General features: G+C 44.6%; 20 protein-coding genes. 9 read left to right on the top strand and 11 right to left on the bottom strand.

Going from position 1 to position 23,206, the window contains the following annotated elements; genetic code table 11:
- Window positions 1-3: 3 nt before the first annotated feature.
- Entirely contained in the window at window positions 4-2,310 is a 2,307-nt protein-coding gene (bglX, locus tag BMX56_RS10220; RefSeq protein ID WP_090645540.1) for a beta-glucosidase BglX, read from the bottom strand.
- 198 nt (window positions 2,311-2,508) lie between these two features.
- Here bglX and BMX56_RS10215 point away from each other — a divergent pair, with 198 nt between their 5' ends.
- Entirely contained in the window at window positions 2,509-3,270 is a 762-nt protein-coding gene (locus BMX56_RS10215; RefSeq protein ID WP_090645536.1) for an NUDIX hydrolase, read from the top strand.
- 444 nt (window positions 3,271-3,714) lie between these two features.
- Here BMX56_RS10215 and BMX56_RS10210 read toward each other — a convergent pair whose 3' ends face one another.
- Window positions 3,715-3,951, bottom strand: a complete 237-nt coding sequence (locus tag BMX56_RS10210; protein ID WP_090645531.1) for a hypothetical protein — start codon at window positions 3,949-3,951, stop codon at window positions 3,715-3,717.
- A gap of 140 nt (window positions 3,952-4,091) precedes the next feature.
- Here BMX56_RS10210 and BMX56_RS10205 point away from each other — a divergent pair, with 140 nt between their 5' ends.
- A complete protein-coding gene (locus BMX56_RS10205) occupies window positions 4,092-5,960 on the top strand; it encodes a M1 family metallopeptidase (protein ID WP_090645527.1) in 1,869 nt (622 codons plus the stop codon).
- A 338-nt stretch (window positions 5,961-6,298) separates the two neighbouring features.
- Window positions 6,299-7,597 carry a Na+/H+ antiporter NhaA gene (gene nhaA / locus BMX56_RS10200; RefSeq protein WP_090645525.1) on the top strand — a complete coding sequence of 433 codons (1,299 nt, stop codon included), beginning with the start codon at window positions 6,299-6,301 and terminating at the stop codon, window positions 7,595-7,597.
- A gap of 79 nt (window positions 7,598-7,676) precedes the next feature.
- Here nhaA and BMX56_RS10195 read toward each other — a convergent pair whose 3' ends face one another.
- The 7 genes from BMX56_RS10195 to BMX56_RS10165 all read right to left on the bottom strand — a co-directional run bounded on the left by BMX56_RS10195 (window position 7,677) and on the right by BMX56_RS10165 (window position 16,456).
- Window positions 7,677-7,892 (bottom strand): hypothetical protein, encoded by a 216-nt coding sequence (locus BMX56_RS10195; RefSeq protein ID WP_090645521.1) that lies wholly within the window; start codon window positions 7,890-7,892, stop codon window positions 7,677-7,679.
- A gap of 5 nt (window positions 7,893-7,897) precedes the next feature.
- The gene (locus tag BMX56_RS10190; RefSeq protein ID WP_090645516.1) at window positions 7,898-8,830 is read right to left on the bottom strand and encodes an Rpn family recombination-promoting nuclease/putative transposase; all 933 of its coding nucleotides are present in this window, start codon (window positions 8,828-8,830) and stop codon (window positions 7,898-7,900) included.
- Between the two features lie 258 nt (window positions 8,831-9,088).
- The gene (locus BMX56_RS10185; protein ID WP_090645512.1) at window positions 9,089-10,366 is read right to left on the bottom strand and encodes a glycoside hydrolase family 27 protein; all 1,278 of its coding nucleotides are present in this window, start codon (window positions 10,364-10,366) and stop codon (window positions 9,089-9,091) included.
- A 251-nt stretch (window positions 10,367-10,617) separates the two neighbouring features.
- The gene (locus BMX56_RS10180; RefSeq protein ID WP_090645508.1) at window positions 10,618-11,811 is read right to left on the bottom strand and encodes an AGE family epimerase/isomerase; all 1,194 of its coding nucleotides are present in this window, start codon (window positions 11,809-11,811) and stop codon (window positions 10,618-10,620) included.
- A gap of 218 nt (window positions 11,812-12,029) precedes the next feature.
- Window positions 12,030-13,232: a glycoside hydrolase family 130 protein gene (locus BMX56_RS10175; protein WP_090645505.1), complete on the bottom strand. Its 1,203-nt coding sequence runs from the start codon at window positions 13,230-13,232 to the stop codon at window positions 12,030-12,032.
- Window positions 13,233-13,245: 13 nt separating this feature from the next.
- Window positions 13,246-15,078 carry a sodium:solute symporter family protein gene (locus BMX56_RS10170; RefSeq protein WP_090645501.1) on the bottom strand — a complete coding sequence of 611 codons (1,833 nt, stop codon included), beginning with the start codon at window positions 15,076-15,078 and terminating at the stop codon, window positions 13,246-13,248.
- 499 nt (window positions 15,079-15,577) lie between these two features.
- Window positions 15,578-16,456: an AraC family transcriptional regulator gene (locus tag BMX56_RS10165; RefSeq protein ID WP_090645498.1), complete on the bottom strand. Its 879-nt coding sequence runs from the start codon at window positions 16,454-16,456 to the stop codon at window positions 15,578-15,580.
- Window positions 16,457-17,063: 607 nt separating this feature from the next.
- Here BMX56_RS10165 and BMX56_RS10160 point away from each other — a divergent pair.
- The 5 genes from BMX56_RS10160 (at window position 17,064) to BMX56_RS10140 (ending at window position 20,874) form a co-directional block, all read left to right on the top strand.
- Window positions 17,064-17,873 carry an MlaE family ABC transporter permease gene (locus BMX56_RS10160; RefSeq protein WP_090645494.1) on the top strand — a complete coding sequence of 270 codons (810 nt, stop codon included), beginning with the start codon at window positions 17,064-17,066 and terminating at the stop codon, window positions 17,871-17,873.
- A 10-nt stretch (window positions 17,874-17,883) separates the two neighbouring features.
- Entirely contained in the window at window positions 17,884-18,657 is a 774-nt protein-coding gene (locus BMX56_RS10155) for an ABC transporter ATP-binding protein (protein WP_090645491.1), read from the top strand.
- Between the two features lie 24 nt (window positions 18,658-18,681).
- Window positions 18,682-19,677 carry an MlaD family protein gene (locus BMX56_RS10150; RefSeq protein WP_090645488.1) on the top strand — a complete coding sequence of 332 codons (996 nt, stop codon included), beginning with the start codon at window positions 18,682-18,684 and terminating at the stop codon, window positions 19,675-19,677.
- Window positions 19,678-20,210: 533 nt separating this feature from the next.
- Window positions 20,211-20,468: a hypothetical protein gene (locus BMX56_RS10145; RefSeq protein WP_090645485.1), complete on the top strand. Its 258-nt coding sequence runs from the start codon at window positions 20,211-20,213 to the stop codon at window positions 20,466-20,468.
- On the top strand, window positions 20,437-20,874 hold the full coding sequence (locus tag BMX56_RS10140) for a type II toxin-antitoxin system VapC family toxin (protein ID WP_090645482.1): 438 nt from the start codon (window positions 20,437-20,439) through the stop codon (window positions 20,872-20,874). Before BMX56_RS10145 ends, BMX56_RS10140 begins: the two co-directional genes overlap by 32 nt.
- A 271-nt stretch (window positions 20,875-21,145) precedes the next feature.
- On the opposite strand, the gene BMX56_RS10135 is transcribed toward BMX56_RS10140, so the two are convergent.
- The gene (locus tag BMX56_RS10135) at window positions 21,146-22,072 is read right to left on the bottom strand and encodes a DUF6268 family outer membrane beta-barrel protein (RefSeq protein WP_143065421.1); all 927 of its coding nucleotides are present in this window, start codon (window positions 22,070-22,072) and stop codon (window positions 21,146-21,148) included.
- A gap of 39 nt (window positions 22,073-22,111) precedes the next feature.
- Window positions 22,112-22,561 carry a MarR family winged helix-turn-helix transcriptional regulator gene (locus BMX56_RS10130; RefSeq protein ID WP_090645476.1) on the bottom strand — a complete coding sequence of 150 codons (450 nt, stop codon included), beginning with the start codon at window positions 22,559-22,561 and terminating at the stop codon, window positions 22,112-22,114.
- A 381-nt stretch (window positions 22,562-22,942) separates the two neighbouring features.
- Between BMX56_RS10130 and BMX56_RS10125 the strand changes: the two genes are divergently transcribed.
- On the top strand, window positions 22,943-23,134 hold the full coding sequence (locus tag BMX56_RS10125; protein ID WP_090645473.1) for a hypothetical protein: 192 nt from the start codon (window positions 22,943-22,945) through the stop codon (window positions 23,132-23,134).
- Window positions 23,135-23,206: the final 72 nt, after the last annotated feature.

The following is a 23,206-nucleotide window of genomic DNA, read 5'->3' as shown; positions in this document are numbered from 1 at the left end:
CTTTTATTTGTTCCACCAAACTGATGCCGCATGGGTATCGGTTGAGTTTGTACCTATCTCAATTACAAATTTGCCTGGCTCCCAATCGTACTTCAGCTGGCTGTTATAAAACTTCAATTGCTCCGGCGTAATGGCAAAGCTAACCTCTTTAACCTCGCCTGGCTGTAGGTTTATTTTCTTAAAATTTTTCAACTCTTTAACCGAGCGGCTTATACTTGCAACAGGGTCGCTAATGTATAGTTGTACAACTTCTTCGCCCGCATATTTGCCGGCATTGGTAACTGTTACTGTTGCAGTTAGCGTTTCGTTGCCCTTAAGCGTGGTTTTACTCAACTTAACATCGCTGTAGCCAAAAGTTGTATAGCTTAGCCCATATCCAAAAGGATAAAGCGGATCATTGGAAATATCCAGATAGTTTGATTTAAACTTAGTTGGCCCGCTGGTGTACGGACGGCCAGTGTTTTTGTGGTTATAATATATAGGTATCTGCCCTACACTGCGCGGAAAAGTTGCTGTGAGTTTTCCGGCGGGGTTGTATTGGCCAAATAAAACATCAGCAATAGCATTGCCTGCTTCGGTGCCGGGCGCCCAAACATCCAATATAGCGCTTGCGTGCTCGTTTTCCCAGGTTAAAGTAAGCGGGCGGCCGTTAAACAGCACAATAACCATTGGCTTACCTAATTTAGACAATGCCTTCAGCATATTTTTTTGCGGCTCCGGGACATCAATATCCGACCGGCTTGATGATTCGCCCGACATACTTTGCGACTCCCCTACCACCGCCACAATCACATCCGATTTATTGGCAGCATCAATAGCTTCCTTCAAAAGTTCATCAGCAGGTTTAGGATCTATTGTAACCATTCCGGGGCCAAAATTGAGGCGTTTTATAAATTCAGTATCCTCGGTAATGTTTGATCCTTTGGCATAATTGATCGTAACACCATCGCCAACAACATTTTTAATGCCCTGCATCACACTGATTGACTTTTGCCATTCGCCGGCTAATATCCAGGTGCCCAGCATATCGCGCTGGTTATTGGCCAGCGGGCCAACAAGCGCTATACTGCCCGTTTTTTTAAGCGGCAGCGTTTGGTTATCGTTTTTTAACAATACAAACGAACGTTTGGTAATTTCCCTGGCGGCAGACAGATTCGCCTCAGACATCACATCCGTTTTTTCGCGCGCGGCATCCATTGATTTGTAGGGGTTATCAAACAAACCCAATTTATATTTGGCCTCCAACACCCGGCGGCAAGCCTGGTCAATTTCAAACTGGGTTATCTTCTTTTCCTGTAATGATTTTTTTAGCGTGGTTAAAAAGCCTTCGCCAACCATATCCATATCCAGCCCGGCTTTTAACGCCAGGGCCGATACCGTTTGCAAATTGCCAAGGCCGTGGGCTTCCATTTCGTTAACTGCAGTGTAGTCCGATACCACGAAACCTTTAAAGCCCCATTGCTTGCGCAACAAATCGGTAAGCAGCCATTGGTTACCTGTTGCGGGTACACCGTCAACGGTATTAAATGAGCTCATGAAGCTACCTGCACCCGCATCAACGGCCGCTTTGTAAGGCGGCAGGTAATCCTGGTACATTTTAATACGGCTCATATCAACGGTATTGTATTCGCGGCCTGCTTCGGCGCCGCCATATAAAGCAAAGTGTTTTACGCAGGCCATAACCGCATCGGCATTTTTCAGGCTTGCACCCTGGTAACCCTGTACCATAGCCTTTGCCACCTGCCCGCCGTACCATGGGTCTTCACCAGCACCTTCTGATATCCGGCCCCAGCGTGCATCGCGGGCGATATCAACCATGGGCGAAAACACCCAGCTTAAGCCCTCGGCAGTTGCTTCTTTTGCTGCAATATGTGCCGACTGTTTGATCAGGTCCAGGTCCCACGTTGCCGACATGCCCAACGGAATTGGAAAAATAGTGCGATGGCCATGGATAACATCCAACCCAAAAATCAACGGAATATGTAGCCGGGAGTTTTTAACAGCCGCTTCCTGTACTTCTTTGGTATGATCGACACCCCAAATGCCGAACACTCCGCCAATAGCGCCCTTTTTTATTTTATCCTCTACACCTTTATTAACTACCGATCCTGTGGTTGGGGCACCAATGGTTACCAGGTTTAACTGGCCGATTTTTTCGTCGAGGGTCATTTTTTTCATCAAACCGCTCACAAAAACATCCATTTTGGCATCCTCGGTTTTGTTTTGAGCCAACACCCTGTTAAAAGGCAACAACGCTACACAAAGCGGAATAACCCTGGCTATAAGTTGAGTTGAAAAATATTTGTTCATTTTTTAAATTTACGTTGCAGGGATAATGATTAACCAAATTTGGACAGGTAAAAGCGCGATTAAGCCCTTACATAACTATTTAATTAAAAATCATCGCTTATAATTGGCTATAACACAACAACAAAATGATTGTGTATAAAGTACACAATTGTAATTATTATAATTAAATAATCAAAGTATTTTTGTAGAATAGCAAAAATGTTGACCAGAGAAGAACTTATTGAGTACAGCGACGAGGCCCGTAAAAACTACCTCGAGCATATTTCTATTGATTGTGTTGTTTTTGGCTTTCACGAAGGCCAGATGAAAATACTGCTGCTTAAAAACATAGGAGAAGAAAAATGGTACCTGCCAGGTGGCTTTGTGCTTAAACGCGAACCAATTGAAATGGCTGCCAACCGCATTTTAAAAGAGCGTACCGGCCTCGACCAGATATTTTTGCAGCAATTTCACGTATTTGGCGATCCCGACAGGTCGAAAGTTCACAACGAGATGTATAGCAATATGCTGCCACCTGAAAAGAACTGGTTTTCGGGCCGTTTTTTAACAATAGGATATTATGCGCTGGTTGATTTTTTTGAGGTTAACCCACAACATGACAAGTTTTCGGAGTTATGTACCTGGCGCGACCTGGACGACATGCCAGCATTGGAGCTTGATCATCAACTGATATTTAAAACCGCCCTTGATACCTTACGCCTTCAGTTAAATTACCAACCTATTGGCTACAACCTGATGCCAAAAGAGTTTACCATGCCCGAGTTGCAAAAACTGTATGAAACCATACTGGGTAAAAAACTGGACCGCCGCAACTTTCAGCGCCGAATTTTGGGCTTTGGCATCCTGAACCGTGCAGAACAACCCCGTAAGGGAGGCGCCCATAAAGCGCCCTATTTATATTCGTTTGATTTGGAAGGATATAAACATGCGCTGACTGAGGGCTTCAAAGGAGGATGGTGATTTTTTTAATTATTGAATTACTTAATTAGTGATTTAGTGAATTGGGCCTTAGGGAAGCCCCTATTCGAATGTAAACGCTGAGTGTTAAAATCCGGGTGCTGTGGAGGAGAAATGACATTCAAAAATAAAAGACTGTCATCCTGAGTGATAAAATTTCTCGAAATTCTGAAGGAGGAATGACATCGTGAAAAGGGCTGTCATGGTGAGCTTGTCGAACCATAGCGGGCAAAGGCCTCTCCGCGCGACCCTTCCGACAGGCTCAGGGTGATAGGCCCACACACACCGAAAATAGAACTGTCATGGGTAGGTACGAAGGATCTACTCGCGAACTTTTCTGTCAGGTATACACAACTGATAGATCCTTCGTACCTCAGGATGACAGTGAAATTGGAATTGTAAAATTTTGAAACAAGTTTAACCACTTGCAGGAATTCGCCCAACAGCCTACTCTGCCAAATACTCCATTTTTACCTGTACATTCAGGCTTTCGCTCATTTTGGCAAACTGGCCCGAGTTGCGCGTAAAATCAGGATCGGTATCCATGTACATATTGGTAATTTTTACCATTTCGGGGTGCTTATCGGTGCCTATATTATAAGTAAGGCCTTCGCCGCTCTCTAAACTTTGCTTAAGTTCCAGGTATTGCTTACCTGTTATAATGATCATTTTTTCTGCGGTCATATGGTTGTTATAATTGGTACTACTTAAACGGGCACAAATAGTTTTAAGTTATGTAATATTTATGCATTAAAGCTGCTATGCTAACCGGGGTATATTCCTGTTTATTATATTTACGTCAAATATAGATATAAACTGCCTTCATGATCAACCTTAAAAAATTACTCCCGGTGGCTTTACTCCTTGGCAGCACAATGGCATCGGCACAAATAACTTTACCCATAAATACTACCCTGCAAAAAACATATACCAAAGGCACACGTACCCGGGGCGGCGCACCGGGTAAAAATTACTGGCAAAACACTGCCGACTATTCCATAAAAGTAAATTTTGATCCTAAGACCCTCGAAATTACCGGCACTGTTGGTATCGATTATATAAACAACAGTCCCGATACACTTAAAAAACTTGGCTTTAAGCTATATCCCAATGTATACCAAAAAGGAGCACCGCGGGATGCCGCCATTTCGCCAAATGATGTAAGTGATGGTGTTAAAATAAAGTCGATCACTTTGGATAATCAGCCTGTTGATAGTACCAAACGCCGTGTTAATGCTACCAATATGTCGTTAAGGGTTAAACCTATCAGCCCAAAACAAAAAGTACACTTAGATATTGCTTACTCTTTTATTCTCAACAAAACCTCGCACATACGCGGTGGGCAGGTTGATCCGGGGGCTTTTTTCATTGCCTACTTTTTTCCGCGGGTGGCTGTTTATGATGATATAGACGGATGGAACGAATTCCCGTACACCGGTTCGCAGGAGTTTTACAACGATTTTTGCCATTTTAATGCCGAGATTACCGTTCCCGGCGATTACCAGGTTTGGGCAACCGGCAACCTGAAAAATGCGAATGAAGTTTACAACCCCCAATATGTAAAACTGATTACCTCCGCAGACGGCGCCGATAAAATAACAGATATTGTTACCGAAGCTGATGTAGCCGCAGGCGATATCACCAAAAAGAATGCTACCAACACCTGGAAATTTGAAGCCGACAGCGTTACCGACCTGGCCTTTGCCACCAGCAACCATTACATTTGGAAAGCCAGCAGCCTGGTGGTTGATCCTAAAACCCAAAGGCGCACCCGCGTGGATGCGGTATTTAACCCGGCACATAAGGATTATTACGAGGTGGTAGATTACGCCCGCAAAACGGTAGAGAGTATGAGCTACAAATTCCCTAAATGGCCCTACCCCTACCCGCACGAAACCGTTTTTGACGGCCTTGCCCAAATGGAATACCCCATGATGGTGAACGACAACCCATTAGAGCAAAGCGAAGATGCGATAGAATTGACCGACCATGAAATTTTCCATACCATGTTCCCGTTTTACATGGGTATAAACGAAACCAAGTATGCTTTTATGGACGAAGGCTGGGCCACCATTGGCGAATGGCTGATCAGCCCCGATATTGATCCTAAAATAACAGACCTATATGGCATCACTGCCGTTGAAAACTCGGCAGGTAGCGAACAGGATGTACCTATCATGACGCTTACCCCGGCGCTTACAGGCATTGCAGCCTTTACCGATAATTACCCTAAACCCGGCTTTGGCTACCTTTATGTAAAAGAAATGCTGGGCGACAAACTTTTTACCAAAGCGCTGCACAATTATATTAACCTGTGGCACGGTAAACACCCCATGCCCTATGATTTTTTTAATTGCATGAATACCGGCGCAGGCATTAACATGAACTGGTTTTGGAAAAACTGGTTCTTTGATAACGGCATCCCCGACCTGGCCATCAGCAAGGTAGCGCATGTGGCAAAAAAATATACGGTTACCGTTACCAGCATTGGTAACAAAGCTGTACCCGTGCACCTTACCATTTTTTATGCTGATGGCAGCAAACAATCAGTTGGAACAAGTATAGCAGCCTGGGCAAAGGGCAATAAAACAACAACGCTTAACTTTGGGGCCAAGGGCGCTATAAAACAGATAACTTTAGGCACCACTTACGATGTAGATTCAGATAAGAGCAACAATATCTGGAAACCGTGAGGAAGAGTCAAGAATTAATAATCAAGAATTAAGAATTGATCATCATAGAGTGCTAAATTATGGCTCTCCGAAGGGAGAAAAAACAACAAAGAAAAATCGCGCCATTGCGAGTATCTATCAGGTAAAACCTGAAAAAATCGTTATGACATACAACGCGTATAGTTAAACGAATGTACTAAACTACCGTCATTGCGAGGTACGAAGCAATCCCGAACTATGTGGGACTTAGCATGTCGGGGATTGCTTCGTACCTCGCAATGACGGTGTTGTAAAAATCGATAACAACAAATGCGGCTATCTTGATTCTTGCCTCTTAATTCTTGATTCTAATAAAAAAGATGCGAAAAAAACTACCTATTGATAAAATTACCGAGCCGGCAAGTAAGTTCATACACCAGGAGCATACCAGCGGCATTGTACTGTTTATAGGTGTTTTGACAGCTATAACATGGGTAAACTCGCCGTTTGCACACTCGTATCATCAACTTTGGGATATTAAGTTTTCGCTTGGTTTTGGCGCACACGTACTTGATCATTCCCTGCACTTATGGATAAACGATGGGCTGATGGCCGTCTTTTTCTTTGTAATAGGCCTGGAGCTGAAGCGGGAATTTATGGCCGGCGAACTATCAACAATAAAAAAAGCTTCCCTGCCCATGGTAGCCGCTCTGGGCGGAATGGTAGTGCCCGCCCTGATATACTTTTTCATCAACAAAGGCACAGCATCCGAACATGGCTGGGGCATCCCTATGGCTACAGATATAGCCTTTGCGCTGGCGTTGTTATCTATTGCAGGCAGGCATATCCCATCATCAGTAAAAGTGTTTCTATCCGCTTTGGCTGTGGCCGATGATTTGGGTGCGGTATTGGTAATAGCTATTTTTTACAGCTCGCATATTGATTTTGCGCCTTTAACCATTGGCGTATGTCTGTTAACCATATTGCTTATTGGTAATAAACTGGGCATTCGCAGTATTATTTTTTACCTGGTGATAGGTTTTGCAGTATGGGTAGCCTTTTTGCTTTCGGGTGTGCATGCTACAATTGCCGGCGTATTGGTTGCTTTTACCATTCCTGCACGTACCCGCATCAACGAAAAAAACTATGCCGAAAGCCTGCGCAAACTTTTGTTTGATTTTGAGGCGCAGATCCCCAATAACAGCACACTTACAACGCCCGAGCAACATCAGACCATCGAAAAAATAAAGAAAATGACTACAGATGCTGAAACCCCGCTGCAAAAGGTAGAGTATGGGCTGCATCCCTGGGTGGCGTTTGTGGTGATGCCACTGTTCGCCCTCTCAAACGCAGGTATCATTATTGGTTCTGATTTCTTTTCGTCGTTACTAAACCCGGTAAGCCTGGGTGTGATGATTGGCCTTGTAGCAGGCAAATTTATAGGCGTACTATCGGCCACCTGGCTCATGGTAAAGTTTGGCGCCCCACTCCCGGCAAACTCTACCTGGAAACAAATAACCGGCGTAGCGTTACTGGCTGGTGTTGGTTTTACCATGTCGCTTTTTATATCAGGCCTGGCATTTACGCATGCTGAGATGGTTGACCAGGCGAAGTATGGGATCTTGTTGGCTTCGTTGCTTGCAGGGATTTTGGGGGTGATTGCGTTGAAAAAAACATAGATTTAACACAATTTAAGGTTTCTACCAGATTGGCACTTTATTTTCCTTATTTGTAGTTAAGCAACTATTCGATAGTACGTTAAAGTTTTTCTATTTCTTCGATAGAAAGTTTAGTGCCTTTGGCAATGTCTTCTAAACACATACCCGTTTTTTTTAATTCGCGGGCGATGTCTATAGCTATTTCAACTCTGCCTTGTGCTATACCTTTTTCTATTCCTTGTGCTGTGCCTTCTTTCACAGCGTAATCCAACACATTCTTATTATCCCACTTGTATTTTAAGCTGCTATCGTACATCGTTGTTAAAGCTTTTCTATTTCTTCAATAGATAAGCCGGTGCCTTTAGCAATATCTTCCAAACGTATTCCAATTTTTTTGAGTTCCCGGGCAATGGTGATAGCTTCTTCATGTTTACCTTGTGCTATGCCTTTTTCCATACCTTGCGCTATACCTTGTGCTATACCTTGTGCTATGCCTTTTTCCATGCCTTCTTTCACAGCATAGTCCCGCACATTCTTATTATCCCATTTGTATTTTAAGCTGCTATCGTACATCTCTTTTTCCTCCTTTGTCAGATTAGTATATTCTGCAATACTGAATAATTTTTCAAATATGGATTTACGCAGGTAAGCCGGGATCTTATTCATTTGGCTAAGATGCTTTAAAACATACAGCCATCTATCAAGGTCGGTTTCCAGTTCGGCCTCCGTCTTTACAAAATTAATCAATTCAATATAAGTGTAGCCTAATTTATCGTAAAATATTTCACCCGTATGCCTGTTACACAGGCAAATATCATGCAGGTATTCATGTGAAGGGCTTGCTGCCAACGTAAAATCCTCCAGTAAGGCAACCAGGTACACTTCTGTAAGATTGTAAGCCCATTCGCTACGTTTACCTTTGGGTGCCAGGTCGCTTATGAGCCGGCTGGTATAAAACAGGGCTCTTTCTTTAAAGTAGCCTTGCCTGCCCCGTTGTACTTCTATTATAAAACGCTCGCCTTTATCTCCTGTACAGAGCAAATCGAATATAGCTGCCCCTTCGTCCCTTAAATCACCGGGGTGTTCATTTTTGTTATAAACTAAGTCAACAATATGCTTGCGCCCCCTGAACACTTCATTTAAAAAAGCGATCAGCAAATCTTTATTAGGCTCACTTCCAAATATTTTCTTAAAGGCAAAGTCAACTAAAGGGTCAATATATTTCCCGGCGACAGGCGGTTTATAATCAGGCATAGCCAAATATAAAGCATTGTTTTGTTATAAAGAGCGATTTTAAGGTAAAGCATAAGCAACTTAAATCACGTATTTCTTATTCGCCGTAACAGCAAGTTATCCAATACAGGCCTAAAAACCAGCACTGCCGGCCAATTGGCTGGTAAACTATTACATCTGTATCTATACACTATAGCAATCCCGGTTCACGCAATCATCTAAAACGGCGAAGCCCTTAACGAAGTTTATCTGTACATCTATAATCTGAAATCTGCACATCTAATTCTTCGTCAGCCTTACCAAAATCACACTATGTCCGACCAATGTTTGTTTAAATTCTTTTTTGGTAGTTCCCAAATCCTTATTCACCCAAATATCGTGCAGCCTGTATGATGCTTTTGCAAAATCTATATCGATATTGTTGGCTTCGTTCTTTACAGGATGATCGTTCCAGTTGTAGATTACCTGTTTTACAGATGTCGATCTGTTTAACAAACAAACGGCAACCTCATTATTAGCCAGCGGCTTTGCCCAAACCTCTAAACTATCGGCCTGGTAAATGCGTGATGCGGCAATGCCCAATGCATCCTGGTCAATAGCTATGGCTGCTTTATTAGTCAGTATTGACTGTGTTTGGGGCGACATTTTGCGCAGATCGTTACCTGCCGCTAAGGGGGCAGCCAGCATACACCAAAGCGAGAAATGTGCTTTGTCCTCGTTAAAACTCATACCGTTGCCTACCTCCAGCATGTCCGGATCATTCCAGTGGTTGGGGCCGTTATATTTGGCAATGGCGGGTTGTTTATCAACTATAGACATAACACTAAGCGCTGTCCAGGTGCCATTGTGTTTGTCTTTATCAAAACTGGCGGTAATATCGCCGGTGGTACGATAAAGCTCGCCCACGCCGCCTGCCCAAAGCCATGGCTGGTGATTGCCCCATTCGCAAAGACTAAAAGTAATTTCCCGGCCCGATGCTTTTAGCGCCTGGCTCATGGTGATATAAGCTTCGCGAGCATTCAGGCTATCGGTATTACACCAATCGTACTTTAAAAAATCGACGCCGTACGATGCATATAACCGGGCATCCTGGTATTCATGCCCGCGGCTGCCGGGGTAGCCCGCGCAGGTTTTACTGCCTGCACAGTTGTAAATACCAAACTTAAGCCCCTTGGAGTGTACATAATCGGCAAAGGCCTTCATTCCGTTCGGAAACTTTTTAGGGTCGGCCACCAGGTCGCCGTTTTTGTCGCGCTCCATGGTCATCCAGCCATCATCCAGTACAAAATATTTATAGCCTGCGTCGCGCATGCCCGATGATACATAGGCATCAACCATGCCTTTCAGCAAGGGTTCGTCAATATTGGTTTGGAAAGTGTTCCAGGTATTCCAACCCATGGGGGGCGTTGGCGCCAAATTACCAGCCTTGTTTGGTGAGGCCTCTTTTGCTATCGCGACAGGGGCCGCGGCATCGGTAGTTTGGGCTAATAAATTAGGGCAGGCGGATGCAATGATCGACGCGGTAACGAATAGTTTTTTATACCGATTAAGTTTCATAATATTAGTTCTTACTGTAATAAGATGTTGTTTTTTATATTTTGCAGGAGGCACCTACGGAGCCATACACTTTATTTTTTTTTGCTATAAACACGGGGCTACGCTGTAGCCTTGGCTCTATTTTGTTTATGGCAACTATAGCAACCCGGGCATATCATGTGTTCGGCCACAATTTATTACTCCGTGAGGAGTAACGTGTTTATAGCAAAAACATACCAAGCTGCCTTTGGCTCCGTAGGTGCCTCCTTATTTTAAGTGCTCCGCATGCCTATTCTCCTGATAATTTCAATACAAGCCCTGCTATTGTGATAGGGGCACTTCCACAGGCCAACTTTATCTTCGCCGGGCATTATACTGCCATCGGCTTTTATCCCCCAAAACCACTCGCCTTTTTTATGATCAAGGATATTATCCTTTACAAAAGCCCAGCTTTTTACAACGATATCGAGATATTTTTGATCCCGGCTTATTTGCCACGCATTAAAAAAACCTACCATCGCTTCGGCCTGCACCCACCAATGTTTTTCTTTGACAAGGTGCCCCCCGGTTGGTTCATATTCATACCATAAGCCTCCGTCTGTATCTAAACCGGTTATAGTAGCATCGGCTACCTGTATGCACATTTCTTCAATATCCTCTTCCCATACAGTATCATTTATTACCTCGGCAGCCTCCAGCAAAAGCCAGGTAGCCTCAATATCATGCCCGTACGATATGGTGTCCGATTTACAGTTCCAGTCTTCATCAAAAAACAACACCAGGTGATTGGTTTCCGGGTCGATAAAATGATCGAAAAAATTGCCTATTAAGGTTTGTATTTGAATCCTCAGCTTCTTATCAGGCCAGATGCGGTATAGGTTGGTGTAAGCTTCCAGTACATGCAAATGGGTGTTCATGGTCTTTTTTTCGTTGGCATCCTTAGCGCTCAGTCGCAGGTCGCCAATGGGCTGCCAGTCGCGGGTAAAGGCCTCCATGTAACCCGTTCTATCAGCATCATAGCTTTTTTTAACCAGTAACTGATATAGGCTGATAGCTTGATCCCTGGCTTCTTTTAAGCCTGAAGCCCTGTAGTATTCACTCAGCGCGTAAATGGTAAAGGCACTCGCATAAACCTGTTTTTTGGTATCCAATTTTTCGCCTTTAAAATCAACCGACCAATATACTCCGCCAAATTCGGGATCGATAAAATACCGGCAGATGTACTCATAAGCCCGGTGCGCCATTTGCAACGCTGCATCATCGGGTTGCAGGTTATAAGCCGCCGAAAAGCTCCACAATATCCTTGCGTTTAATACGGACCCTTTGGGCGCTTCTGGCGTAGCGTTATTGTCGTTATCTATTTGACCCAAAAAGCCGCCGTGCGTTTCGTCGGGTGTATAATTTTGCCAGTAGGCGATGATGTTGTGGAGTTGGGTGGCAAGCTCGACACTTACTGTCCCAAGCATATTTTCAAGTTCCCCTCTTGAGAGGGGGCGCGATGAATGGTGCGGCTGTAGGGGTGTGTTATACGTCATGCCTTTTTAGTAATTAATTTTCATCCGAAAGGGAACAATCGGATAATGCCTTATTAGAGGGAGTATCTACTATGTATCCTGAATAAACACACCCCTCCGCCCCTCTCAAGAGGGGATTCGCACTTGCCCCGCTTTTTTATTTAGCCTAATCAAGAACCCTCCCCTTTGGAGAGGGCAGGATGAGGCTCCTTATTCCTATCAATAATCCTATAAATTGCATCTACCGAAGTTGACGACTTAAAGCCATCTGCCGGTGTATTCACCACGTAGTCAATCAATTTATTAACTGTAGTAGTTGCCACATGCATGCGGGTATCTGAGGATGCATAGTAAATATACACCGACCCATCTTCATCGGCAATCCAACCGTTGCAAAAAACCACGTTTGATACATCGCCAATGCGTTCCTCGCCCTCGGGGGCTAAAAAATAACCTCCAGGTTTGTGCAAAACTTTGGTCAGGTCATACAAATCGGTCATGAACATGTACAGTACATAACGCAAGCCGGCGGCCGTGTTGCGTACGCCATGTGCCAGGTGCAGCCAGCCTTTATCGGTCTTAATGGGTGTGGGGCCTTGTCCGTTTTTAGCTTCGTAAACGGTATGGTAGTTTTTATTATCGATGATGGTTTCCTGGTCTATCACGGCATTTTCCATTGTTTCGGCTAAGCCAAAGCCAATGCCGCCGCCGGTACCCGCGCTGATAAAACCATCTTGCGGGCGGGTATACAGGGCATATTTGCCATCCACAAACTCGGGGTGCAGTACCACATTACGTTGCTGAGGCGAGTTGGTTTTCAAATCGGGCAGGCGCTCCCATTTCACCATATCCTTAGTACGGGCTATACCACAGGCCGCTACGGCCATGGACTGATCATAGGCAGGCGCTGCCGGGTCGCGTCTTTCGGTACAAAACAGGCCGTATATGTAGCCATCCTGGTGCAGGGTAAGGCGCATATCATACACATTGGTATCCGGCTCCTGGGTTTGCGGCAGGTTGATGGGGTAATCCCAAAAAGTAAAGTTGCTGATACCATCAGGGCTTTCGGCTACGGCGAAAAACGATTTGCGGTCTGCCCCCTCTACCCTAACCACCATCAGGTATTTGTTATTGAATTTAATAGCACCGGCATTAAAAGCAGCGTTAATACCAAAGCGTTCCATCAGGTACGGATTGGTGTCGGGATTCAAATCATACCGCCAGTTGATGGGGGTATGCGCGGCGGTAAGCACCGGGTTTTTATAGCGTTTAAAAATACCATTGCCGATACCGGCTACCTGGTTTGGCTTGTTTATGAGTTGTTGCTGTTCCTGGTGTAGCAGGGCCAGCCTTTGTTTAAATTCAGGGGTCATAGGGGTTAGTTTATCAATATTCTTTTAGTTTATTCCACCATGTTTTTTTCAGGATCAGCATCGTAATTGCCAGCAAGCCTATGGTAACCACCAAAGGCAACTTTTGGTTGAGGATAAGGTACATAGGCAATATGGTAAGGCATAGCTGGGTGATTGTACCTATAACTACGTTGAACATGTTGAGCTTAAAGTTTTTGTTGGGCGTAAAACTTTCATCATCGGCCATGACCAGCTTTTTTACCGGTCCCCAAAAGCCCCAGGGCCGTACATTGCTGTAGAAGGCTTTCAGTACCGCTATATCTGTAGGCTCGGTTGCAAGCGATCCTATAACCGAACCAGCCAGCGAGATAAGGAACAATACCGGGAACCAATACAATAACTCGTTATTGGAAACATACAACGAGAAAACCATTGCCGACAAAATGCCCGATAGCATTCCCCAGAAAAACCCGCCGGCATTAAAGCGCCACCAATGCCACTTTAACACATTTGATGCTACATAGCCGCCATATAATGCCGAGACGATCCATTGCAGTACGGTGTTAACATTGTGCGCAAAAAAGCCCAGGAAAACCCCGATAGCTACCACAATGATGCCCACCAGGTAATTCATGGTGATGATATTTTTGTTGGAGGCAACCGGGTTAACGTATTTGAGGTAAATATCATTAACAATGTAAGCCTGGGCCGCGTTCATGGTGCCGCTAAAGGTGCTCATAAAAGCGCCTAATAAACCGGCCAGCAATAAGCCTACCAGGCCAACGGGTAAAAAATTATTGATAACTGCCGGTAATATCCGTTCAAAATCGATATCGCCGGTGGCATCCTTCAGGTTCATTTGGTGATAGTAGATTAAACCTAAAATGGTGAGGCTTACAATGAGCGAATACCTGATGGGCAGCAAAACAATATTAACAAAGCCACTCATTTTACTGGCGTCCTCGGGCGAGCGGGTTGACAGGATCTTCTGCATATCATAATTGGGTGCAGGTCCCGCCAATGCTGCGAAAAAGCCCTTGAAGGTCATCATCATAAAAAACAACCCGAACAGCGAGTAGCCGTCGTCTTTTATCTTTTTGTTTACCTCGGTAATAATGCCCGACCAGTTCATGTTCAAGTGGGTGCCAAAAAACGGACTAAACCAACCATCGGGTACATGAAGGCTATGATCGGCCAGTTTGTGGGCAGCGATGAACCCTATCCAGATACAGGCAACCGTCATCACGCCGTACTTAACCATGTCGCCCAAAACGATGCTGTGCATCCCACCTAAAATGGAATAAAACATGGCAAACAACGTGAATATAATACCATAAACATGTGGCACATATTGCGGGGCAACGTTAAAGGGCACATAGCTTTTCACCAAATCCCAGGGGATAAATATCTCGATGAATTTACCCAGCCCGATAAACCCATAAGCCAGGAAACCAAAACAGCTTAACAACGCAAAAGCGATAACTACCATTTGTGAGGCGGCCACCCAGGTACCCGTTTTACCAAAACGGGTGGCCAGCCATTCGGCGCCGGTTGCAGCGTTGGAGCGGCGCAGCCAGCGCGACAGGTACATCATCAAGAACACCTGGTTAAATACGGGCCACAGCCAGGGTATCCAGATGCTTTTCATGCCGTAAACAAAGCACAGGCTTACCATCCACATGGTGCCGCTGATATCGAACATATCCGAAGCATCGCTAAGCCCCAATTTATACCAGGGCAGCGATTTGCCGCCAAGCATGTAGCTTTCCTTGTTTTCGCGGGCTTTTTTACGGTACCACAAACCAATAAAAATGGTACTCAGCAGGTACAGAACGATGATAATAATATCGGCTAAGTGTAGCTTCATTTTTTTGTCGGAATCAGAATTTTCAGAATTTACGGATTTTCAGAATACCTTGCGTTCGGTAATTTTTTACAAATTCTGTTAATTCTCAAATTCTGTAAATCCAGATCATAATTGGTGCACTCAAAAGTGGGTTTATAAAAGTCATTTTTGTAATACTTTTTTAACCTATTCTTTTACTTATCGATATTCTATATAACAAAGGTCAAGAACTATCGCTTTTTTTGGCTTACAATAACCATTTGTTTTCGGGGGACTTTCAGGGTGCGCGGAGTATTGTTTTGGTAACTTCCGGGTGCTTGGCAGGGTGTTTGGGAGTATCTTTAACGGTTGACAAGTACCTTATTGTACACCCTGATCAAACGGCAATAGTCTACAACAAAAGCGGTTTAATTTTATATCGAACATTGTTCATTAATAATGCGTCCCAGCCCCGGAAATACCCCGTTTCAAATCCTCAAACGGCGAAGCCCTCAACAGAGTTAATCTTCAAATTCTCAAATTAAATAAACACCCTGTTCCCCGTATAAGTTTCCCGGAATTCCTTGGGAATGCACAGCTTTTTGCGTTTAAAAATGCGGTTAAAGTTGGAGATATTGTTGAAACCGCATTTGTAAGCAATCTCGGCCACGGTGGCTGTCGAGTCTATCAACATGCGGGAGGCGTGACCCAGGCGAATCTCGTTCAGGCTGTCAATGAAGGTTTTACCGGTGCGTTTTTTGATAAACCTGCTGAACGATGCCTCGGGCATATTGGCTATTTTGGCCACCTCGGCAAGGGTTACCTGCTTGTTGTAGTTAATGTTCATGTGCTCAAACACCTTCTCAATCCGGCGGCTGTTGTAATAAAACTTATCATTGGCAAAGCTGGGATCTGATAACATCTTCATATTGCGCGAGATAGACAGATCATGCAGTATCGACATCAGTTCCAGCACCGAATCAAACCCGCTTTTTTTATCAAGGCCCTGGATGCGGTCACGTAAAGCCATGATGGTATCGGGCGAAAATACAATGCCCCGCTGCGACCGCTCCAGCATACTTTTTACAAAACTTAACTGGTTGCGTCTCAGCAGTTTTTCATCAAACAAATCCTTATGAAACTGGATGGTTACCTCGGTAATCTCTTCGCTTTGGCATTGGTGGGTAAACCAGGCATGGTACAGGTTGGGGCCGATGAGCGCCAGCTCCAGCTCGTCAATCATCTCGATATGGCCGCCTACAACGCGCTTGGCGCCCTTGGCATTGATAATCAGGTTTAACTCATACTCATCATGGTAATGCAGCGGAAAATCAAACTTCTTTTTAACCCTCGAAAAAATGGTAAAACAGTCGCTTGGGGTTAGCGGCGTAATCTCGCGCATTACATTATTGGTAATCATAATTCTGAACAGATTTAAAAAGGCGATCAATGATACATATTTAACATCAGCATATCAAATATTTTACATTTTTATAAAGTTTTCAATACCAACTGCACGGATATCACTCCCACTAAAACAATTAAATTAAGTCGTCGCCCCACCCCAAAACACCCCTCAAACACCGTCAAATAGCGTCAATAAAGTCCGGCTAAGCACCAAAAACCTCCCCATTGACACCTAAAAACATCCAAAAAATTACAAAAAAATAACGCTTTTTTTAACTGCCTGTTACATTGATATAAATTTTAACTTTTAGGTTTGCAACCAAATTGATTTTTAACTTTTAACCCTTTGGGTCAGCTTGTTTAGCACTGAGTTTTAAGTCTTGAGTTCTGAGTCTTGAGTCCGAAGTTTTAAATCCAAGGTCTTACTGCCAAAGTCTCGGGCCCGAAACCTGCAGTATTTTGACAATTGTTCAGGACTTAGAACTTTTGACTCAAGACTTCGGACTTAAAACCCAAGACTCAGAACTCAATACTCAATACGCACAACTATCAAAACAATTACCGGATATTTGTTGTAGAACACGGTATAAACAAAGATGGATCAAAACATTACATAATTAATGGATACCGCACAAAGCACCAAACCTACTATACGCAAAAGGGTAAACAAGTTTAAGCAAAGCATTACCGACTTCCTGATAAGCCTGTACCGCATAAACCAGTTTATCCTGCGCTTCTTCAGGGAGGCTTTTATGCCCCCTTTTGAGTTTAAAGAGGTTATGCGGCAGTGTTATGAAGTTGGCGTGCGCTCCTTTACCCTTATTACCGTTACCGGCTTTATTGTGGGGCTGATATTTACCAAACAATCGCGGCCGTCGCTTTCGCAGTTTGGGGCTACATCATGGTTGCCATCGCTGGTATCTATAGCCATTATGCGGGCGCTGGCACCATTGGTTACGGCACTTATCGCATCGGGCAAGGTAGGTTCGGGCATTGGGGCCGAACTGGGCTCTATGCGGGTAACCGAACAAATTGATGCCATGGAGGTATCGGGAACCAAGCCATTCAAATACCTGGTGTGTACCAGGGTACTGGCTACTACGCTTACCATCCCCATCCTATCTACCTACACCGGCTTTATTGCCATGTTTGGCGGTTATTTAAACGTGGCCCAAAACGAGGGCACCACCTGGACAACCTTTATACAGGAGTTTTTTGATCCCCTAACCTATACCGATTTTGTGGCCTCGCTTATCAAATCCATCGTGTTTGGGTTTACCATAGGCATTGTGGGCTGCTACCAGGGCTATAACAGCAGCAAGGGTACCGAGGGCGTGGGCAAGGCAGCCAACGGCGCTGTGGTTACCGCAATGTTCCTGGTGTTTATTGAAGAAGTAATTATTGTACAGATAACCAGCTGGTTCCGTTAATCGATTTAGCATGGAAAAGAAAATTGTAAAGGCCGACCATAACAACCCGGTTATCACTATCCGGGGGCTTGAAAAAGCCTTTGAAGACTATCACGTTCTCCGCGGTATCGACCTTGACCTATACCAGGGCGAAAACCTGGTGGTATTGGGTCGCTCGGGTACCGGCAAATCTGTATTAATAAAAATCATATCCGGCCTGTTAACGCCCGATAAAGGCGAGATTAATGTGTTAGGCCATAACTACTCCCAAATAAGCGAAAAGGAACTGCAGGAGCTGCGCATCCGCATTGGCTTCTCGTTCCAGAACAGTGCTTTGTATGATAGCATGACGGTACGCAAAAACCTCGAATTTCCGCTGGTGCGCAACCGCAGGGGTATTACCCGTAATGAAATTAACACAGCGGTTGAAACTGTGCTGGATGCCGTTGGCCTGTCGCAAACTATTAACCAGATGCCATCCGAGCTTTCGGGCGGGCAGCGCAAGCGTATCGGCATTGCCCGTACGCTGATCCTGAACCCCGAAATTATGCTGTATGATGAGCCAACCGCCGGCCTCGACCCTATTACCTGCATCGAGATTAACGACCTGATTAACGAGGTACAGCAACGCTTCAACACCTCGTCTATCATTATTACACATGATTTAACCTGCGCCAAACAAACCGGCGACCGCATTGCCATGCTACTGGATGGCAGGTTTCAGCGCACCGGCAGTTTCGACGAGGTATTTGATACCAACGACAGCCGTGTTAAACCGTTTTACGACTATAACTTTATCCAATAACAAAAAAGATATTATACCATTATCATGGACGCATCAGAAAATAAAAAAGCAATCACCGTAGGCCTGTTCCTGGGCCTCGGCCTCATATTGTTTATCCTTGGCATCTTTACGCTTGGCGGTCAGCAAAAAGCGTTTGTAAAAAATATTCACCTCAGTTCGGTTTTCGGCGATGTGGCCGGGCTTAAAAAAGGCAACAACGTTTGGTTTTCGGGCGTAAAGGTAGGCACCATCAGCTCCGTGCGCTTTGAAGGACCATCGCAGGTGCGGGTATCCATGAGTGTGGACCAGGCAACTCAGCAATACATCCACCGCAACGCCCAGGCCAAAATAAGCAGCGATGGATTGATAGGCAACAAGATCATTGTAATTGACGGCGGCAGCCCGCAAGCTCCCGAAGTACAGGATGGCGACGTACTACAGGCCGAAAAACTACTCTCGACAGATGATATCATGAAAACCCTGCAGGATAACAACCAAAACCTGCTGGCCATAACCAGCGACTTTAAAACCCTAAGCCATCAGATTTTACAAGGCAAAGGCACCATTGGCGCGCTGATGGCCGATAATACCATGGCCCTGCAACTGCGCGCCGCCATGAAAAACCTTCAAACGGCCACCCAAAACGCCGCGGTAATGGCGGCCTCGCTAAATGCGTTTAGCAATAAGCTAAACACCAAAGGTGGTTTAGCAGACAAAATGCTTACCGATACGGCCACCTTTAACCACATCCGCCTGGCCGTAAACCAGCTGCAACAAGCCGCCAGCAACGCCAGCACCCTCACCAACAACCTGAACAAGGCCAGCAACAAACTCAACCGTACCGATAACGCCCTCGGCGTATTGCTAAACGACCCCAAGGCTGCCGTTAAAGTGCAAACCACCCTTGACAACCTGCAACAAAGCTCCATCAAACTAAACGACGACCTGGAAGCCGCCCAGCACAATTTTTTCCTGAAAGGTTTTTTTAAGGACAAAGCCAAAAAGGCCAAGGCAGATAGTTTGAAAAAGGCGGGGCAATAAGGCCTTGACCCTACCCTGTCATGCGGAGTGTAAAATTTCGCGAAACGCTGAACGGGAAAAACATTCAAAAATAAACGACTGTCATCCTGAACGGAGTGAAGGATCTATTCGCGAACTTTTCTAACGGTCATGCACAGCTGATAGATCCATCGTACCTCAGGATGACAGGAAAATTGGGTATGTCATGCTAAGCTGTAAATTTCGGAAAATTCTGAAGAGAGAATAACTTTCATCGCATATCGGCGACGACTCATCCCGACGAGGCTACGCCCGTCTGCCCCTCCTCTCCGACTGCGTCGCATAGAGGGGCGGAGAAAAAATAAAAAATGAGCTTCACCCTCTTTGCGGCGAAGCCGGAGAGAGGGTCGGCCAGCGCAGCGTAGCCGGGGTGAGTCGTAGCCAGCATTCAAGGCCAATGTTTGTGTAAACTGAAGTTGCCATGCGCCTGCTTCGGTGTAATAGGGCGACTGGTACCAGGGTTTATATTTCCACAATTATTCTGTATTTTTGATTGAACAGTAATATCAGCAACAATGCAAACAACTTACAGACTAAAGGCGCAAGAGATCAGCATGGCACTTCTGAAATCCCTGAAAACAATGTTTGCCGGGCAGGAAGTCGAGATCACTGTAAAATCTGTAGACAATCCTCAAAAAAAATCGGATAGCCCTGTAAATAACAATTTACTGCAAATGATAAACGACAACCGTAAGGCTGCTCCCGTAATTTCTCCAGATGTGGATATCAGGGCATTAATTGATGATTCACACAACCCGGTTGGGGGCGAGTAGGATGAATTATATCGACACAGATGTATTGACTCATTCACTTGTCAATCAAAATTCAAATTTACATTTGAAGGTAAATGATATGATAGAGGATATGGTTACAACTCAAACTCTGCTCATATCCTGGCTCAGCATTCAGGAACTTGGATTTGTACTTGCTAAACTTGATCAGCCAACCTCATTTATTACAACAAAATTAAACCAATTGATTTCATCGTCCCCTGTTCAATATGGCCTTGATGAATTTAAAAGGGCCATGGAGTTGGCGTCATCGATAGGATTTAAAGATTTTAATGACTGCCTGCACACCGCCATAGCCGAAAAACATTGCACAGACCTATACACCTGTAACTATAAGGATTTTAAAAGAATTCAGCCGCTTACGAAACTGAATATACATTTTCTATAAGTTTAAGAGCCGGTAAAGCACCACTCCCTCCGTTGATACTGAGAGGCGAAGAATATCGAATGCCATCTTAATTCTTGACTCTAATTTCTTGACTCTTTACCTTCCGTTGCCTGCGGCCCGCGCTTTACACTTATACGCGCACAAGGCATTAGGCGCGGGCCGGTATCCGTTTCAATCGCTAACGGGGATAGGGTTTCCCCCGCTGTCCGAAGTCTCACCCGAACAATGGCAACAAAAAAGTACATCAAACAGTCCTGGCTTATCACATTTTTCAAAACTCATAACTAAGCCCGCCCTGGAATATAAATGAATTCTGACGATAAGCTACATTGGCTACGCGGTCGTTTAATTTGCCGAATCCGTCGAATGGTACTTTTTGATCCATATTAAACGTTTCCAGCCTTTGCGAAAAAGTATGACCGGCAATCATGTTCAATTTCCATCGCCTGCTAAGTTTAAGGTCGTAAATGAGTCCCGCACTATTTTGCCGCAAATGTATATATTGATCTTTCGCGTCGCCGTTCAGGCGGTACATGCTGCCGTTGAGCGACGCTGTAATACCCAATGATTGCATTGCCGACAGCTTATACTTTAAAGAAGCCCTGGCAGGTATAATGCCCGTAAGGCTTAGCCTGTTGCTAATCGTCCAGTCGATATCAGGTAATGGCAGCAGGAACTTACCGGTGTAGTTGCTGGTATAAACCAGCGTGACGCCGTATTTGAAAGCCTTGCCCTGGCGAAAGCCTACCCGCACACCGGCAATATAAAGAATATCCTCTGCACCAATACTCCGCTTAAAGTCGGAACCAACAGTTGCCAAACCCACAAAACTGATACTGGTGGTGCGCGAAAGCGAATAATTTACCAGCAAGGGAATGGTGATGGAATGAAATTGGTTGCCGCCTATATTTTGCGCGCCCGAAAGAAAAAGGCCCTGGTAGCGGATGCCTGTTTTTATCAAAATAGGATGAGGTGCCGAAAAATCTTTGTACACAGGTAAACCCACATCTACAATAGGTTGCTGTATGGTAAGGGTATTTGCGCCGGCATCAACCGGGGCCACACTATTGGTTACCGTAATGCCGCCCAGCAGGGGTGCTGTAGTAGTTAATTTTTTGTGCATACTGCTGCTATCGGCGCTTTGGCAATAGCCGAGTACGGGCAATAGCATGCCCATAAGAAAAAAGCTTCTTTTCATTTTTTGTCGATATGTTTGTTGGATGAAAGGGTAGTTAAGTTAGCAAGGGGTAACTACACCAATTAATTTCAGCATTGTTCTGTCAAATTCTTTTCTTTCCTCTTCTGTTAGTTCTGCAGATAGCACCGCATCAAATCTCGCCAGGATAGCGTCGGCCTGTTTTGCCACACTATCGCCGCTTGCCGTCAGTTTCACATAGGTTTTGCGCTTATCAACGGCATCGGGGACTACCGCAACAAAATCATTTTTGAGTAAAACCGATATTGTTCTGTTAACTGATGCTTTATCGCGCCCCAGGTCTGTACTGATCTTTTTTTGAGATGCCCCGCGCGAGTAATACAGCACCATCAAAACCGGTACCTGGTCCATCTGAAGCGGAAAGTTGTGTCCGCTGAAAATTTTGTCACATTCTTTATATACCCGATGATAAAGGGCGCCTATTTGTGCAACCAGCGAAGGCGGGGCAGGATGTTCAACTTTGCGATTCATGATACAAATGTATAAATATTAGTTGATATATCAACCAATATTGAAAAAACTTTTCACAACATCACTCCCTCCGTTGATACTGAGGGGCGAAGCATTTAAAATATCGAATGCGTCTTTATTCTTGATTCTTACATCTTGGCTCTTTTCCTGCCGTTGCCTGCGGCCCGCGCTTTACACTCATACGCGCACAAGGCATTAGGCGCAGGCCGGTATCCGTTTCAATCGCTAACGGGGGTATGCGGGATTGTGGGTTGGGGTTTTCGACAAAATTGTCATTTGCATGCGAGGCATACGCGTGCACCAGCGGTGGGGGACGAAAAAGCTGTTATTTTAAAAATATTGCTATACAAAGATAAATCTATTTAAAAAACGTTATCTTTAATGTCTAAAAAAGAGACAGATATGGAAAATTTAAGAGCAAACGATTTTGAATCGACGGAAAATTCTTTAGCTATTTTGGATGCGGTTACTTTTGAAGAAGCTTCTGTTTTATTGGAGCAAATGGAATCCAATACAAATTGGACGGACACAACTAAACATTTGATGCGTGAAGCAACGTGGTCGGGATGCTAATAATAACATCGAGTTTGTTATCCTTTAATTATCAAAAATTATAAACGCTATTTATAGTTTTTGATAATTTTT

Source organism: Mucilaginibacter sp. OK283, from assembly GCF_900110415.1.
Lineage (GTDB): Bacteria > Bacteroidota > Bacteroidia > Sphingobacteriales > Sphingobacteriaceae > Mucilaginibacter.
Note: the sequence above shows the minus strand (reverse complement) of the source record. Positions and strands in the feature narration are given on the sequence as shown.